The 16,118-nt window shown below is 31.5% G+C and carries 16 protein-coding genes; 4 read left to right on the plus strand and 12 right to left on the minus strand.

Annotation, left to right across the window (positions count from 1 at the left end; translation table 11 throughout):
• Positions 1–46 precede the first annotated feature (46 nt).
• Positions 47–706, plus strand: coding sequence for a uracil phosphoribosyltransferase (gene upp / locus ACXAFS_RS01510; protein ID WP_475304839.1), 660 nt, complete (start codon positions 47–49; stop codon positions 704–706).
• On the opposite strand, the gene ACXAFS_RS01515 is transcribed toward upp, so the two are convergent.
• A complete protein-coding gene (locus ACXAFS_RS01515; RefSeq protein WP_475304840.1) occupies positions 695–1,612 on the minus strand; it encodes a DUF6427 family protein in 918 nt (305 codons plus the stop codon). The two genes, upp and ACXAFS_RS01515, sit on opposite strands and share 12 nt — an antisense overlap.
• Before the next feature lie 116 nt (positions 1,613–1,728).
• Between ACXAFS_RS01515 and ACXAFS_RS01520 the strand changes: the two genes are divergently transcribed.
• Positions 1,729–1,956, plus strand: a complete 228-nt coding sequence (locus tag ACXAFS_RS01520) for a DUF6341 family protein (RefSeq protein ID WP_475304841.1) — start codon at positions 1,729–1,731, stop codon at positions 1,954–1,956.
• On the opposite strand, the gene purD is transcribed toward ACXAFS_RS01520, so the two are convergent.
• On the minus strand, positions 1,951–3,222 hold the full coding sequence (gene purD / locus ACXAFS_RS01525; RefSeq protein WP_475304843.1) for a phosphoribosylamine--glycine ligase: 1,272 nt from the start codon (positions 3,220–3,222) through the stop codon (positions 1,951–1,953). The two genes, ACXAFS_RS01520 and purD, sit on opposite strands and share 6 nt — an antisense overlap.
• Before the next feature lie 81 nt (positions 3,223–3,303).
• Between purD and ACXAFS_RS01530 the strand changes: the two genes are divergently transcribed.
• Together ACXAFS_RS01530 and ACXAFS_RS01535 are read left to right on the plus strand one after the other, a co-directional pair.
• Positions 3,304–4,617, plus strand: a complete 1,314-nt coding sequence (locus ACXAFS_RS01530; RefSeq protein WP_475305904.1) for a phenylacetate--CoA ligase family protein — start codon at positions 3,304–3,306, stop codon at positions 4,615–4,617.
• 4 nt (positions 4,618–4,621) lie between these two features.
• Positions 4,622–5,782, plus strand: a complete 1,161-nt coding sequence (locus ACXAFS_RS01535) for a glycosyltransferase family 4 protein (RefSeq protein ID WP_475304844.1) — start codon at positions 4,622–4,624, stop codon at positions 5,780–5,782.
• On the opposite strand, the gene ACXAFS_RS01540 is transcribed toward ACXAFS_RS01535, so the two are convergent.
• From ACXAFS_RS01540 to wecB, 10 genes are all read right to left on the minus strand, one after another.
• Entirely contained in the window at positions 5,779–7,134 is a 1,356-nt protein-coding gene (locus ACXAFS_RS01540) for an undecaprenyl-phosphate glucose phosphotransferase (RefSeq protein WP_475304845.1), read from the minus strand. The two genes, ACXAFS_RS01535 and ACXAFS_RS01540, sit on opposite strands and share 4 nt — an antisense overlap.
• A 90-nt stretch (positions 7,135–7,224) precedes the next feature.
• Positions 7,225–7,962, minus strand: a complete 738-nt coding sequence (locus ACXAFS_RS01545; protein WP_475304846.1) for a WecB/TagA/CpsF family glycosyltransferase — start codon at positions 7,960–7,962, stop codon at positions 7,225–7,227.
• A 4-nt stretch (positions 7,963–7,966) separates the two neighbouring features.
• On the minus strand, positions 7,967–8,737 hold the full coding sequence (locus ACXAFS_RS01550; RefSeq protein ID WP_475304848.1) for an O-antigen ligase family protein: 771 nt from the start codon (positions 8,735–8,737) through the stop codon (positions 7,967–7,969).
• Between the two features lie 391 nt (positions 8,738–9,128).
• The gene (locus ACXAFS_RS01555) at positions 9,129–10,037 is read right to left on the minus strand and encodes an O-antigen ligase family protein (RefSeq protein ID WP_475304849.1); all 909 of its coding nucleotides are present in this window, start codon (positions 10,035–10,037) and stop codon (positions 9,129–9,131) included.
• Positions 10,038–10,274: 237 nt separating this feature from the next.
• On the minus strand, positions 10,275–11,135 hold the full coding sequence (locus ACXAFS_RS01560; RefSeq protein WP_475304851.1) for a glycosyltransferase family 2 protein: 861 nt from the start codon (positions 11,133–11,135) through the stop codon (positions 10,275–10,277).
• Entirely contained in the window at positions 11,128–11,622 is a 495-nt protein-coding gene (locus tag ACXAFS_RS01565) for a hypothetical protein (RefSeq protein WP_475304852.1), read from the minus strand. Before ACXAFS_RS01565 ends, ACXAFS_RS01560 begins: the two co-directional genes overlap by 8 nt.
• A complete protein-coding gene (locus ACXAFS_RS01570; protein WP_475304853.1) occupies positions 11,615–12,553 on the minus strand; it encodes a sulfotransferase family protein in 939 nt (312 codons plus the stop codon). Before ACXAFS_RS01570 ends, ACXAFS_RS01565 begins: the two co-directional genes overlap by 8 nt.
• The gene (locus ACXAFS_RS01575; protein WP_475304855.1) at positions 12,550–14,019 is read right to left on the minus strand and encodes a lipopolysaccharide biosynthesis protein; all 1,470 of its coding nucleotides are present in this window, start codon (positions 14,017–14,019) and stop codon (positions 12,550–12,552) included. The genes ACXAFS_RS01570 and ACXAFS_RS01575 overlap by 4 nt, the downstream gene beginning before the upstream one ends.
• 12 nt (positions 14,020–14,031) lie before the next feature.
• Entirely contained in the window at positions 14,032–14,862 is an 831-nt protein-coding gene (locus ACXAFS_RS01580; RefSeq protein ID WP_475304856.1) for a sulfotransferase family protein, read from the minus strand.
• Positions 14,863–14,986: 124 nt separating this feature from the next.
• Positions 14,987–16,111: a non-hydrolyzing UDP-N-acetylglucosamine 2-epimerase gene (wecB, locus tag ACXAFS_RS01585; protein WP_475304857.1), complete on the minus strand. Its 1,125-nt coding sequence runs from the start codon at positions 16,109–16,111 to the stop codon at positions 14,987–14,989.
• Positions 16,112–16,118: the final 7 nt, after the last annotated feature.

The raw sequence follows: 16,118 nt of genomic DNA on the forward strand, positions 1-16,118 counted from the left end.
TATACTTTGAATTATTAACTTAGCCATTCAAGAAAAACACATCATCATGCAAATTCATAACCTTTCTGAAAGCCCTTCAATTTTAAATACTTTTATGTCTGAAATTAGAGATGTGAACATTCAAAATGACCGAATGCGTTTTAGACGAAATATTGAACGTATTGGTGAAGTTCTAGGTTATGAACTGAGTAAATCACTTCATTTTGAAGCACACAAAACAGAAACACCTCTCGGAAATCACAGTACAAGTTTGTATAAAAATGATATTGTGCTATGCTCTATCCTAAGAGCTGGTGTGCCTTTGCATAATGGCTTGTTAAACTATTTTGATGCTGCTGAAAATGCTTTTATTTCAGCTTATAGACATCACAAGCACAATCCTGAAAGCTTTGAAATCATTGTTGAATATTTAGCCTGCCCAAGTTTAGAAAATAAAACGCTAATTCTTGCTGATCCAATGCTTGCCTCTGGACAATCTATGGTAGCAACTTATGAAGCGCTTAAACCCTTTGGAACACCAAAAGAGGTGCATTTAGTCAGTGTTATTGGCGCACAGGAAGGTGTGGATTTTGTTTCAAAGCAATTTGATACAAATGCACATCTGTGGATTGCAGATATTGACGATACACTAAACGAAAAAGGCTACATTGTACCTGGTTTGGGTGATGCAGGTGACTTAGCGTTTGGTAATAAGTTACAGCAATAAACTAATGATAGGTACTATTATTAGTAATGAAATAAAGACTTCTTTAAACCATTTTTCTGAAACTACTTCGATATAATTTGCCATAATTATAGAAAATGGCGCAAACAGGAAAATGAACTCACTTCCGTTTTTCACTGGTGCTATTATTGCAATTAAGATAGCTATAACAGAAGACCATGCTATGAGAAAAAAAGACGGCTTTAGCTTCTTGTTTTTGTCTGGTATGCTTCTAAAAAAGTAGATAAGCGTCCACAGAAATGATGCAAACAAAACTGTGAACTTTATAATCAATGCCACGCTATTGTACACAGAATAATCTACACTTGCATAACGACTAAAATTAGTAGGCTTTATGTAAGTATCATGAACAATGATATTGTAAGCGAAAAGTAATAAGATTACAGTGGCAACACCAACAAAAGGAATAATAACATTCTTTAAATTGTTTTTTGAATGGTAGATTAATGCTACAATTACAACGGCAAAAAACAAAACAGACCAAAAGTGAAATAACGTAGCCATCATAACCCAAAAACCAGCATCGAAAAACTTTTTCTTTGTATGCAGGTTCGTTTGCAAACTAATAAGGCGTCTCAATGCAAAGAGCACAAATAAATTAGCAAAGAGCAGATCTGAATATCTTAAAGCTTCTGGAAACAATCCAAACAGTAATCCAAACGTCATTATTGCATAACCATTCTTTTTGGTAAGATTATTTTTTGAAATGATAAAGTCTAAAAGAAAAACAAAAAAGACTGCTACTATTAGCCTTACAGAAGTTTTTAAAGCCGTACTTACATCTGCAAATAGCTGGCTAAAATTAGAAACTACAAATAGGACAATAACAAAACCAGCAACCATTATAAAGTTTATAGGCTTAGATTTACTAAAAATGCTTGTAATCATTTACTGTTTTTGTATTTTTGCTATCCAATTGAGCCTTTCGTCTAATTAGTGAAGTTAAATTGGATGTGAGTATAAATATAATTTAATTCTCGCTAGCCGAGTAAATTTATAAAGTTATGAAGGATTTCTTTTACGCAATACAAGATTTATTTGTTGATGTATTATTTGCACCATTAGATTATTTAAGAGAGTTAGAGCTTTCTTCTTGGTTTGCAGCTAACACCATGTCATGGATTTTTATGGCTATTGGTTTTGTTGCCTTTGTTTATTGGATGAAGCAATTAGCTAAATTCAACGCTAACAACGAAGAAGATAAGAGTATTTCTTCGCACTCTTACCTATAGGTCAAAACCAATATCTTTGCGATAATACATCTTATCAAAATGTAGATTTTCTATATTTTGGTAAGATTTTTTTATGGCTTCTTGATAAGTATCTCCATATGATGTTACGGCCATAACACGACCACCAGAAGTTACCACCTTACCATTTGTATCTTTTGCTCCTGCATGAAACACGATAGAATCTTCAATCTTTTCTAGACCTGTAATTTCTTTACCTTTTTCGTAAGCTTCAGGATAACCTCCAGACACCAACATTATTGTTGTTGCAGCACGCTCATCTATATCTATAGCTACGTCTCCTAAAGTACCGCTTGCCATAGCCTTAAAAATATCCACCAAGTCGGTTTTTAATCTAGGTAAAACGACTTCGGTTTCAGGATCTCCCATTCTTACGTTATACTCAATAACTTTTGGGTCATCACCAACTTTAATCAATCCTATGAAAATGAAACCTACATATGGTAAGTTGTCTTTTTGTAAACCTTCAACTGTTGGCTTAACGATTTGATTTTCAATTTTACTTAAAAAATCGTCTGTTGCAAATGGTACTGGAGACACAGCTCCCATTCCACCTGTATTTAAGCCAGTATCACCTTCGCCAATTCTTTTATAATCTTTAGCTGTTGGAAGTATTTTGTAATCCTTTCCATCTGTAAGTACAAAACAACTCAACTCAATACCATCTAAAAACTCTTCTATAACAACTTTAGCACTTGCATTACCAAACTTAGCATTTACAAGCATATTGCTTAATTCTGTTTTTGCTTCGTCTAAGTCATCAAGAATTAAAACTCCTTTTCCGGCAGCTAAACCGTCTGCTTTTAAAACATATGGTGCATTTAGAGTTTCTAGAAACTTGTGTCCTTCTACTACATTGTCTTTGGTAAAACTTTGATATGCTGCAGTTGGAATATTATGACGCATCATAAATTCTTTTGCAAACTCTTTAGAGCCTTCTAGTTCAGCAGCAGCCTTTTGAGGGCCAATTACTGCAACATTTTTGAGGTCTTGGTCTTCCAGAAAAAAGTCGTGTACACCTTGCACTAACGGATCTTCTGGACCAACAACAACCAATTCTATATCATTAGATATTACAGCATCTTTAATGGCATTAAAATCGGTAACCGAAAGGTCTAAGTTAGTTGCTATTGCACTTGTACCTGAGTTTCCTGGAGCAACATAAAGGTTAGTGCATTGGTTGCTTTGCGCAATTTTCCATGCAAATGTATGTTCTCTTCCGCCAGATCCTAAAACTAAAATATTCATGATTGTGTTTTGTTTGCGCAAAAATAATTGGTTTTACGATGAAAAAACAATTAATTTACAGAAACCTTTTGGCCTTTATTCATCTTGCAATTATTCGATTTTTCATTAAAATTCAATGGCTTTGATATTAACAAGGCGAAACTAGCTTTGGGAAAAATTCAGACATTAACTGATGATGAGTTTGAGGGCTATTTAAATAACAAAAGAAGAGAAGTTGTTGCCTTTCATATACAAAACAATCCCTTCTATAAATCGCTTAGCAAAAACATTGACCTTAACGATTGGAAATCAGTTCCGGTGATGACCAAACGTCATTTACAGCAACCTCTTGAAAAGCGTCTTTCTGATGGTTATACAACCAAAAACACATATATAAACAAAACCTCTGGCAGCTCTGGAGATCCTTTTATTTTTGCAAAAGACAAATGGTGCCATGCACTTACTTGGGCAGAAATAATGAATCGTTTTGGGTGGTTTGGCATTGACTTTAACACATCTAAACAAGCTCGATTTTATGGAATTCCCTTAGATAAAAAAGGCTATTATAAAGAACGATTAAAAGATTGGTTTAGTAATCGTTATCGGTTTTCGGTTTTTGATTTAAGTGATAATGCTTTTGAAAGTGTATTAGCGAAGTTTCAATCTACGCCTTTTTACTATATCAATGGTTATACAAGTCCATTAGTGCAATTCGCCAAATTTCTTAAAAGAAAAAATATTGTTTTAAAATCTATTTGCCCAACTTTAAAAGTCTGCATCGTTACTTCTGAAATGCTTTTTGATAATGACAAAACACTATTAGAGACACAATTTGGAGTACCAATTGTAAACGAGTATGGAGCATCTGAATTAGACCTCATTGCCTTTCAGAATACAGAAGATCAATGGCGGGTTAATAGTGAAACGCTGTATGTTGAAATTTTAGATGACAATGACAATATACTGCCTTATGGACAAGAAGGGCGCATTGTAATTACCTCGCTTTACAACAAAGCACATCCTTTTATTCGTTATGATATTGGAGATATTGGAATTTTAAGTGAAGAAAGCACCTTACAAAAGCCTATTTTAAAAAAATTAATAGGTCGTACTAACGATATTGCTCGCTTACCAAGCGGGAAAACAGCTGCAGGACTAACCTTCTATTACATTACAAAAAGTGTTATTGAAAATGATGGTAATGTGTCTGAATTTGTGATAGAGCAATCAGAATTGGATGCTTTTAAAATAAAATATGTAAGCAAAAATGCGCTCTCTAATGATGAAAAAGAAACGATTAGTAAAGCAATGATTCAATATTTAGAGCCGGAAATTTCTATTACTTTTGATCGTGTTGCAAAACTAGATCGTTCAAAATCCGGGAAACTAAAACAGTTTACATCTTTCATAAATTAAGCCTATGAAGAATATAATGATAATAACGAGTTATTTTCCGCCAGAAATTGGAGCGGCTTCTAACCGTATTTTTCATTTAGCTGAAGGCTTACATTCTGATTACAATGTTACTGTTGTTACTCCTTTACCAAATTATCCTACTGGTAAAATTTTTGATGCTTACAAGGGTAAATTCAAAGTGAAGTCTCAGGAAAACAATATCAATATTGTTAGGCTTTGGCTATATGCTAGCAAATCTAAAAACAAATTTGTTAGGTTGTTTGCTATGCTATCTTACAGCATGAGTTTGGTTTGGTTTTTTATGTGGAATAGAATTCCAGATAAGGTAATTGTACAATCTCCACCACTTTTGGTTGCTTTTACTTGCATGCTTTTTTTAAGATCTAAAAAACGAAAACTCATCTTAAATGTTAGTGACCTTTGGCCTAGTGCTGGTTTTGAACTTGGCGCTTTAAAGCAAGGTTTTAGTTATAAGTTGTTGCAAAAGCTAGAACGTTTTAATTACAAATCTGCTGATTTAATCTTAGGACAGAGTAATGAGATCTTAACTCATGTTGGTAAGATTACCTCAAAACCGCAATTGTTTCTTTATAGAAACTATCCAAACATCAACCGACAAGACATTAATGAAACACCCTTAGATAATGATACTTTAAAGATTGTATATGCTGGTCTTTTGGGTGTTGCACAAGGTATTTTAAAACTCTGCCGAGAGCTTGACTATAAAGCTATAGAACTACACATCTATGGTTCTGGCGCTGAAGAAAACGACATCAAAGCATTTATTGAAAATAATAAAAACTTACCTATACACTTTTATGGAAGAGTTGATAGAGCCAAACTTCATAACGAACTTAAAAAGTACGATATAGTGATTATTCCGCTATTAAATAGAATCTATGGCTCTGTACCTTCAAAAATATTTGAATACGCTAAATTAGGCTTACCTATGCTTTATTTTGGCGGAGGTGAGGGTGAAGATTTAATTAATGAGAATAATTTAGGATGGGTTGCTAAAGCAGGTGATTATTCTCATCTTAATTCAACAATAAAATCTATAGAAAAAGAAAAATTGAATGTTGCTCTAAAACAAAAGATTCAAGAAACAGCTTATGCAAATTTTGATTTTAACACTCAGTTAGAATTACTAAAAGGAAAACTCTAATAGGCTTTTTCTTCTCCCTTTATAGCATTAACAAAGGTTTGAGTAATAATTTTTATATCGAGTAGCAGTGACCAGTTTTCAATATAAAAGATATCATATTTTACACGTCCTATAATGTCTTTGTCTGTTTCTACCTCTCCTCTAAAACCACTTACTTGAGCTAAACCCGTGATGCCTGGTTTTACAAAGTGTCTTACCATAAATTTATCAATTTTTTTAGCATACATATTGGTATGGCTAACCATGTGAGGTCTAGGCCCTACAACCGACATATCACCAAACAATACATTGAAAAACTGTGGCAGTTCATCTATACTGGTTTTTCTAATAAACCTTCCTACTTTTGTAACACGCTGATCTCCTCTTGTGGCTTGATGCAAATTAGCCCCCTTATTAGGAGTCATAGATCTAAACTTATAACAATCAAACTCCTTGTAATTGAACCCATTTCTTGATTGCTTAAAAAAGACTGGGCCTTTAGATTCTAATTTTATAAGTATAGCAATGATTGGTGTAAGCCAAGATAAAATAAATACTATTACAATACTAGAGAATAGAATATCAAACGATCGCTTAATAATCATATTAGCTGAATCCTCTAATGGGATATTACGCAAGGTAAGTACAGGAATATAATCATAGTACTCATATCTAAGTTTTTTAGAATAAATTTCCTTACTATCTGGAATAAACTTTAAGATTTTAAGGTTATTATCAGCAAAATCTACTATGTCTGCTATTTGAGCATTTGTAAGCTCTGATATTGAGCAATATATTTCATCAATTCCTTCCTCTAATATATAATCAAAGCATTCCGCAAGAGAATCCGCTTTTTTTCTAAAGTTGAATGTTCTCTTGTGTAAGTAACCATATTCTGGATTCTTATTAAAAAAATTCTCTAGCGCTAAGGTTTTTTTATTATAACCAAAAATTACTGTAGATCTGTAATTTCCCCCAAAAGAAACTCGATATTTTTGAAGGAGATAGTATACTGTAAATTTTAATATTCCAATTATAAAAAAACAAAGTAATGTATATTTTACTATCGGTCTTGGATAGATATTTAGCTCATGGTACAATCCAGAAAAAGCAAAAACAAACAGGCAGAAAAGTATCAGTTGCCTTAATATAAGAGATAAAATGTTAACAGGTCTTGTATATCTATATACTTCATAAAACTTTGAGTAAATAGATAATAATATCCACCCAATAGAAATATATAGTGAAAAAATCAGGAGGTTTTGATTAGGTAATAAATATAAAAAACCTATCCCGTTTATAATACTCAAATCTATCAAGTAAGATATAGGTCTTAAGTAGCCTGAATATCTTCCGTGTTTAAATAAACTCAAATCAAATATTAATTTGGACAATCAATAATTTACAAAAATATATCCAATAAACTACTAGCAAAGGTTTTGTTAAAAAAAATTGCGTTAATATTAAACTTTTAGTTTCTCTCTTAAAACTAAAATAATAAACTTAGTGTTTCCTATTAAGTAGCGTTTCCACATACGTTTAGGCTCTTGTATAAGTCTATAGAACCACTCTAATCCCGATTTTTGCATCCATATTGGAGCACGTTTTACAAATCCGGCAATAACATCAAAACTACCACCAACACCCATTATTAGGTTTACTTGTTTTAACGTATCTCTGTTTTCGAAAAGAAAATTCTCTTTTATAGGTGAACTTATACCAACGAATAGAATATTTGCTCCACTATCTGCAATTTCTTGTGCTATGGATTGCTCTTCTTCCTTTTTGAAATAGCCATTACGGTAACCAGCTATTATGTCTTTTGAATATTCTTCGGTATATCTTTTAACCACCTCTTTCACAATTTCTTCTTTCGCACCAAAAAAGTAAATTTTATAGTCCTTTTTATGTGCTAATTCGACCAATTTAATCATAAGGTCTATACCTGAAACCCTTTCTTTAAGAGGCTTGTTTAAAATTCTTGAAGCCCACACAACAGATTGGCCATCTACATTAATTATATCTCCTTCATTAATACTCTTTCTAAGCTCCAGATCCTTTTGTATGTCTACAATATGTGAGGCGTTTACTCCTACATGTAGTAACTGCTTTTTGTTTTCAATTGTTTGTTCAATTTTAGCAAGGGTTTCTTCCATGCTAAGATTATCCACATTAATGTTTAGAAAATTATATCGTGTCATGAATTTAGTTAGTGGGACTGGAAATTTTTTGAAAATTATCGTGCAACAAAAAGGTTACAAAAAAAACATAAAAGGTAATGCCCTTATGCACGTCTAAAATTGATTCGGTTAAACTTACGGAACTTATTATTAATATGAAAGATAGCGTTAAAAAATCTTTTTTTCTAATTGAAACGACTATTGGCAAAATGTAAATAACTATTAGTGAAATACCACCTCCTATTAATCCATTCCTAACAATATTGTCTAGAAATTGATTGTGTGGGTTATAACGATACTTATAACCCATTACAAATTTCATTTTTCGGTACTCTTTTACAAGTTCGTCAATAATATCTCCTGTCCCTGTCCCAAACCAAATATTATTCTTTATCACCTCAACTGAAGCTTCAATTTTTCCAAATCGTGAAGAAATACTCTGGTAGTTATCTTTATCAAACCCTATTTCATCAATCTCAATAAATTGATGAAATTTTTGATTTACTGATGGTACTGTTATTATTACTGCGCTTCCAACTATTAGAGTCAATGCGATTGCTATGGCTTTTTTTAGTTTTGAATTAAATATTAAGACTAGATATACAATTAATGAAATTATAGCTAAAAGAAAAATAATTCTTGCAGAGGTTAAAACTGCTGAAATAAGAAAGAACAGCGCAAATAATTGATATCGCTTTTTACTCTTTTTCTTGAAAAAGAAAATACAAATCCAAAACGCCACAATATTGTACATTCCCATATATGTAGAATGGTACATGTCTGTAGTAACAATCATATAAAATTTCGCCCCAAAATTAAAATAATAGAGAAACAAATAAATTAGATATATGTTATTCAGAACTAAACCTATGAGGTAATATTTCAAAACCTTTTCTCTATTTATATATTTATTTAGGCTATAGAAGATTAGAGGAAAGGTTAAAAAGCTCATGTTTTTGATAAAAAAACTAATTCCATAATCTATATTAGACGTGTTAATAAGCCCTATTGCATAAACTCCTAGCGGAATAGAAATCAAAAAAACCAAAGGGTTTAATGATGCAATACTTCTACGATAGACTATCAAATTAACAAGGCTAATTGCTGTTAAAATAATAATAGTTAAACTACTAAAATTGAGCTTTACCGGCAAAACAGTAAAAAAGACAAATAGTATTAAAAAAAAATTAGTTGATTTTAATATGATTCCGTTTATACTCATACATTATAATTAAAATCAAAGTGGTGTTAAAAGGATAATTTACAATAGCATTACCAAAAATCATTGGTACTATCAATAAAATAATAATATTGAAGTTTTTGCTCAAAGTAATATAAACTTTTCTAAAGAAGCCAAAAAATAATAGAATTCCAAAAATTCCATATTCTATCAATACTTTTATAAAATCATTATGTGGATCCTTATCCATAAATTCATAGGGCATATAGCCTTTGGTTAAATGGTCTACACCAACTCCAAAAAAGATCGTTAAAAAAGACTCGGAAAAAAATGTAAAAACAAGTTTTGACCAATAAATAATTCTCCAAACAAAAGAACCATGTGCGCCCGCTCTATTAACTCCATTAATTGTATAATTGTTTACTCTTTCCATTACAAAATCCCAGGTTAAAAAGTCAATTGAATGGAGTTGGTAGGCTATTTTCTCAGAAAGATTTATTGCAGTTAAAATAGATATAATACATAACGAGATAAAGGTAAGCTTTTTAAATAAAGATATTCGTTTAGACTTTAAAGCATTGTAACCCAATAATGTTAGAAGTACTAACAGTCCTCCCGTAGACTTTGTTGCTAATAATGAAATAAAAAGAATTACTATAGATATAAAATTAATTTTTTTGTCTTTAAAAGGCTTATAGAAAACTAAAAAATAAATAATCATAGATAGCACATAAGCTAAGTGATTAGAGTGTTGTAAAACATTTCTATAACGCCCCCAATCTGGAATATTTTGGTAATATGCCAAGGGTATTGTTAGAGTAAAATAACCAACTATTATTATAAAAAAATATTTAATGTCTGCTTTGGTCATATAAGACACCAATACTGCAAAAGAAAAATAGGCGAGAAATCTCAACCAACCTTTTATGGAAAATATTTTAATATCAAAATATAATAAAGACTGTATCAGAAAAAAGCCTAAGACAGCTATAACCACATACAAATAAATTTTGCTAATGGAATTTAAAAATAATTTCGACTCTTTTTGATAGGATATATAAAACACAGTAAAGAAAGGCATTACAATGTATAAGCCTTGATGAAAAAAAGCTGAAAGAAAAAAGCAAATAAGTAATACTATGACATTCACAAATTAGTACTTATGCATTTTTTTATTAAACATGTAGTATCTAAAATACTTTCTGAGTTCTTTATCTTCAATCCTTGGTTTTCTTTTAAGAGCACTATCAATATACCCAGCTAAAAACTCATATCCCATCTTAAATTTCCCTTTTGCAAGAGCTAGATATAATGATTTTAAAAACACATAAACGATAGTATGTCCTCTATAATAAGCATGATAACCCTTATTTCTTGAGTTACCAATTCTCACATTTATTTCTCTAGAAACAACCTTTGCCGACTTTAAGGTTTTTGTTTTCCAGCCCTTTAAATGTGCTAAAGCAACAGACACAGTATCTGCTGTATAAGCTATAAGATAACCCGCTTCGTTAAAACATTTTATTGACCATATTCGGCTATTTCCTTCAACAAAATTAGGATCTGAGATATGGGCTTTACCCTCTTCGGTATAAATAAGTCCACTAGTAATTCCTATTTCTGGATTTTCATTAAGAAAAGTTGTAAGCTTAAGGTAATAATCCTTTTCAGGAAATACATCACAATCTAGAATACCAATATAATCTAATGACTCATAGTACGAAGAATCTCTAAGGTACTGAAAACCTGTGTTTATTATTGTTGCATATTTTTTACCAACCCTATAAGTTTTATCTTCAAAATTAATATTGATGACTTTAAAATGCTCAACGTTTTTTACTTCTTTTACTTTATCTAAATACTCCTTAGTACCGTCAGTACTATCATTCTCAACAATTATTAAGCATGTTATACTTATTGATTGATTTTCAATTGCACTAAAGAATTTATCAAGATTATCTATTTCGTCTTTAACAGCCGTTACTAATGCTATATTGGGTTTTGTCTCAGTCATTATAGGTGTTTACCTTATTTAACGTTATTATTGGTCCTATTTTATTCTTTCTACCCTCACTTTTTTTATAGAGAAATATTTTCATTTTATTAATCTGATCTTCCTCTATATCAATGTCATTTAAAATGTATTTGTAGTTTTTTACTTGGGTAAACTTAGGTATAAAATCCCACTTTTCAATCCTTTTTTTCTTGTTATCATCTATAATCCAAACGGTCATACCTATTGTAATATCTTTGTCGACTGTGTTGGTATTTGCAGAATCATTCAACTTTAATACCAGAGTTTTAATATCTTCTTTTTGATCTCTTATAATTCCTAGTTCTCTTACTACAACACCTTCACTTATCTTGTAATTTAGCACATGCTTGTTACTAAGAATATCCAGTCCTCTTTCAAGATACAATTCGGTTTTTGGTTTACAAGAAATTACTATCAGTAGCAATAGTAAAAACGATAATATATTTATTGCTTTTAACTTAGGCACTTTTTTCTCTTTTTCTTTTTCTTATCTTATTTACAAAATAATAATATGCTTCGTTAAGAAGTGCTTTTACTTTATCTTTTATACCTATTCTGTGTTTTTTTGTAACGGTTGATTGGTAATTAAAGGCTTTCATTATCAAACTACTTTTTGCCTCTATAAGCAATATGTCGTGTTCATCTAAATCTAATTTCCACTTATCAATTCTTTGCCTATCTAGTGTTTTACCAACTAAAGAATGTTGCAAAGATGTATAGCTTGGTATCTTAAAACCATTACCTTCATGTAAATTATTAGAATAAGGGACACCTATAAACTCGCATAAACGATTCAATTCTGCTGGTGCATTTGTTAAAACATCCTCGTATCTAATTAGAGAGACTCTATTTGGAAATAACTTTTCTATTGACAAATACATTGCTGCGTATTCATTCCACTCTTCTGCCAATTTTAGTGCCGTATTAGCTCCCCAGTCTAAATTCTTAACTGAAGCATATACAGCTCTAGGGTCTCTAACAATAAAAATAAAATGGGAATCTGGGAAAAGATCGTTTAAGATATTAAAATCTAAAATACTAGACGGTGTATGGTCTATTCTTGTAACCTCAGTTTCATTAACTTCTGAATGAACCTTAACATATTGTTTAACAGTGCTTTCAATAACAGCACCATAATTTTTATATGTTACTGTTTCGGGAATGTTCTCAATATTATCTGGTTTAAGTTGCCACTGTTTGAAGCGATAATTAGATTTTAAGAAATTTTTAAAATCTTCTTTATTTAATTCTCTTGATGTTTTGTTTAAGTATTTATATACAAAATCGATAAAAAAATCAGATTCTGGAGTGGCTACACAAGACTGAGCACTACCGAGCATACTAGCTAACATGGTTGTCCCACTTCTCGGACATCCTGTAATGAACACATGCTTCATTTCTTTTTATTTTTAATCACTTTCACAACAGAATTAACTTCTTCTGAAATACCTAGTTGCTTCTTAAAACGCAAAAGTATAATTAATAAAAAGCCGAACACCATAAACAGGTATATTATTTCTGTTAGTAATAAATTTAAGCCCAAAGATCTAATTATGGATAGTATTGCATAAGCAAAACACAAAACAAAAATTGATAACAAAAAGGGCTTTATGTGAAGTGTTAAAAACCTTTTCCAGTTATCTTTAAAAAGAGAAAGGCTTAGATGGGCCATAAAAATAAAGTTAAGGAAAATCGCCAATACCACACCTATTGCTACACCTTCTATTCCCCAAAAATGACCAATATAAGAGAACGATAAAACACATATTGCGTAAATAACTTGAAATATTGCTCTTCTATATACATCACCTAGAGCTTTTACCAATGAATCTCCTATTTTATAACTCATTCTAAAAATGGTTCCCGCTGCTAAAATTTGAAATGGTACAATGACATCTGTCCAATTTTCCCCAAGAAGGATTAAAACCACTTCTCTTGCGTTTATTACCAAAACCACAGAAATAATCAGCGATGCATATGCCACAAGTTGAGTTGATTTGTAATACGCATTTTTTACTCTTTCAATATCTGTTTGTACCGAAGACAACGCCGGAAACAAAACTATATTTAATGATTGTCCTATTAATCTAACAGGAGCAACCATTAACTGATAAGCCCTACTGTAATAGCCCAGGGCGTCAGCATTTATCATTTTACCGACTACAAGTTTATCTGCCTCACCAGCAAAGTAGTTGGCGATTTTTGCTAGTGTATGACCACCTCCAAAAAATACTAAATCGTTAAAGCTCTTTTTGTTGAAAAAAGGAAGGATGGAGTGTGGTTCTAGATAAGAAACCATAATAGCTCTTAGTACTGCTTGTAAAATATATGCATAAACAAGCGCATATAACCCATACCCTTTGTATGCAAGGGCTACGCCTAAAAATCCAAAAGAAATTAAATAAGAAATTAAATCCGTAAGTGCGAAATGTTTCATTTTCATATTTCGCTGGAGTAATGATTGCGAAATTGAAATAAAACTATCAATTATAAAAATGGATGACACATACTTTAGAACCCTATCTAGTTGAGGCATTTCAAAGTAAGAGGCTATGTGCTCTGAAAAAATGACTGTTATAATACAAAAAAAAGCTCCTATTAACAGCGAGGTAGTATATGCAGTTCTAATATGTGCAGTTGTTATTGTTTTTTTTTGAACAATGGCTGCTCCCATGCCTAACTGAGAAAAGGTTTTAGAAAACCCAAGAAAGATAATAGCTATACTAACAACCCCAAATTCTTCAGGTGTAATTAAACGAGCTAAAATAGACAATACCAGAACTTGTAGTGCTGTCTGAGAACTACTGCCTACTATGAGCCAAAGAAACCCTGTAAATGTCTTCTTTTTTAAATCCTTTGCCATAAAAATTTGGGCTTAATTCCAATCAAACTTTTGCCCTATTAAATCAAATAAGTCTTCATTAGAGTTCTCAAACTTGGTCTTAAGCTCAGCTTTAATTTCTTTTTCTTCTGGATCTGCTTTCTTTTCCCATGCATTAAACTTTTTTTCAGTTTTAATTTCTAATGTTGGGTCTACATCTAAAAATTTCAGCACATCACTGACGGTTTCTGAAGTATGCTTAAAAAATTCTTTACTATCAATAATCTTAATGTTTTCTTGCTTGAAATATCTTTTAATTTCTTTAATCTGAGACGAATAGTCACCACGAGATTGATAAGAAAACCTTTGATGGTTATAACCAATATAATATTGATCTTTTTTGAACTTTTCTAATTCCTCATCCATTCTTTCGTTTTCTCGATTAAATGCTTCGCGCATTCCTAAAGTTTCTCTACCAAGCCTTACCTCATGATAATAATGTGATATTGCTCTACTGGCTGGCTCTCTGAGTAATACTATTATTTTCATATCAGAATTAAAATCAGCAATTCTTTTAATAGCATAAGGGTGGAACATGTAATATGGCGAAGCCTCTCCTGTTATTTTACCATTATTCTTTTTTAAAGGAAAAAAAGACTGGTACCATGATAATGGTTTATCGTAATTTAAATCAAAGTAGTGAACCTCTTTTTCTAAAGTTGCCTCTATTTCTGGGTGTTGAGTCAGGTATTTATAAAGTGAGGTTGTTCCTGCTTTTTGGGCACCTACTATTATAAAGCTTGGCCTTAATCTTTTTCCTCCAATTGTTCTTCTAACCGCTAACCTAATTTTAAGTATTAATCTTTTTAATTTAGTATTATTCATGTATAAAAAAGAATTATTTTATAGTATCTCAAAACATGTCACCAATTTATCTCCTGAAACTTTAAAAGCAATAAATTCAATATGTAAATCAATAAAGGATATTTGTTTATCTCAAAGGTTGTTTTTAGTGATTTAATAGGGTCTCTACAATTCTTTCACAAGCTTTTCCATCTCCATAAGGGTTGTGTTTATGGCTCATAGATTCATAGGCTTGCGTATCATTTAAAAGTAGAGTGGCTTGTTGAACTATTTTATTCTTATCTGTACCTACTAATATAACCGTACCCGCTTCTACAGCTTCAGGACGTTCAGTAGTGTCTCTCATTACAAGCACAGGTTTACCCAAACTAGGAGCTTCTTCTTGTACGCCTCCGCTATCTGTAATAATTAGATAAGCTTTTTCCATAAGCCACACAAAAGCTGGATAAGATAATGGCGAAATAAGCTTGATATTAGAAACTTCACCCAATAAATTATAAACAGGTTTTTGAACGTTAGGATTCAAATGTACAGGATAAATAATTTCGGCTTCAGGATAAGAATCTGCTATCTCTTTTAAAGCTTCGCAAATATTAATAAACCCTTGGCCATGGTTCTCTCTACGATGTCCTGTTACTAATATTATCTTCTTTTCTGGGTTTATATTTTGCTTAAGTTGCTTTATTTCTGAATCTTTGAACTCGTTTGAGTTTACTTTATTTACACTAAAAAATAAAGCATCAATTACAGTATTTCCTGTTACAACAATAGATGTATCAACTTTATTTTCGTTTAATAAATTTTGTCTTGAAGTTTCTGTTGGCGCAAAATTAAAATTTGACACGACTCCCGTAACACATCGATTCATCTCCTCGGGAAAAGGAGATTGCATATTAAAAGTTCTTAATCCTGCTTCTACATGACATACTTTTGCTCCCGAATAAAATGAAGCTATACTTGAGGCCATCGTTGTTGTTGTGTCTCCATGAACAAGAACATAATCTGGCTTGAACTCTTCTAAAACAGGTTTTATGTTTGTAATTATATCTGAAGTTAGTGAATATAGGTTTTGATTAGGCTTCATTAAATTCAAATCAAAATCTGGTGTGATTTCAAAAAAACTTAAAACTTGATCTAACATTTCTCTATGTTGGGCTGTAACACAAAGCTTCGTTTCAAAGTCTGATGGCATTTCCTTAAATTTCCTATACAAAGGTGCCATTTTAATGGCTTCTGGTCTTGTGCCTATAACAATTAATACTTTTTTCAATACTGTT

The sequence above is a fragment of the Winogradskyella sp. ABM4_392 genome, assembly GCF_056160445.1.

What these genes read in the sequence shown, in the direction of transcription:
- upp (WP_475304839.1), top strand. Translation starts at nt 47, where the DNA reads ATGCAAATTCATAACCTTTCTGAAAGCCCTTCAATTTTAAATACTTTT.
- ACXAFS_RS01515 (WP_475304840.1), bottom strand. Translation starts at nt 1,612, where the DNA reads ATGATTACAAGCATTTTTAGTAAATCTAAGCCTATAAACTTTATAATG.
- ACXAFS_RS01520 (WP_475304841.1), top strand. Translation starts at nt 1,729, where the DNA reads ATGAAGGATTTCTTTTACGCAATACAAGATTTATTTGTTGATGTATTA.
- purD (WP_475304843.1), bottom strand. Translation starts at nt 3,222, where the DNA reads ATGAATATTTTAGTTTTAGGATCTGGCGGAAGAGAACATACATTTGCA.
- ACXAFS_RS01535 (WP_475304844.1), top strand. Translation starts at nt 4,622, where the DNA reads ATGAAGAATATAATGATAATAACGAGTTATTTTCCGCCAGAAATTGGA.
- ACXAFS_RS01545 (WP_475304846.1), bottom strand. Translation starts at nt 7,962, where the DNA reads ATGACACGATATAATTTTCTAAACATTAATGTGGATAATCTTAGCATG.
- ACXAFS_RS01550 (WP_475304848.1), bottom strand. Translation starts at nt 8,737, where the DNA reads ATGATTGTTACTACAGACATGTACCATTCTACATATATGGGAATGTAC.
- ACXAFS_RS01560 (WP_475304851.1), bottom strand. Translation starts at nt 11,135, where the DNA reads ATGACTGAGACAAAACCCAATATAGCATTAGTAACGGCTGTTAAAGAC.
- ACXAFS_RS01570 (WP_475304853.1), bottom strand. Translation starts at nt 12,553, where the DNA reads ATGAAGCATGTGTTCATTACAGGATGTCCGAGAAGTGGGACAACCATG.
- ACXAFS_RS01575 (WP_475304855.1), bottom strand. Translation starts at nt 14,019, where the DNA reads ATGGCAAAGGATTTAAAAAAGAAGACATTTACAGGGTTTCTTTGGCTC.
- ACXAFS_RS01580 (WP_475304856.1), bottom strand. Translation starts at nt 14,862, where the DNA reads ATGAATAATACTAAATTAAAAAGATTAATACTTAAAATTAGGTTAGCG.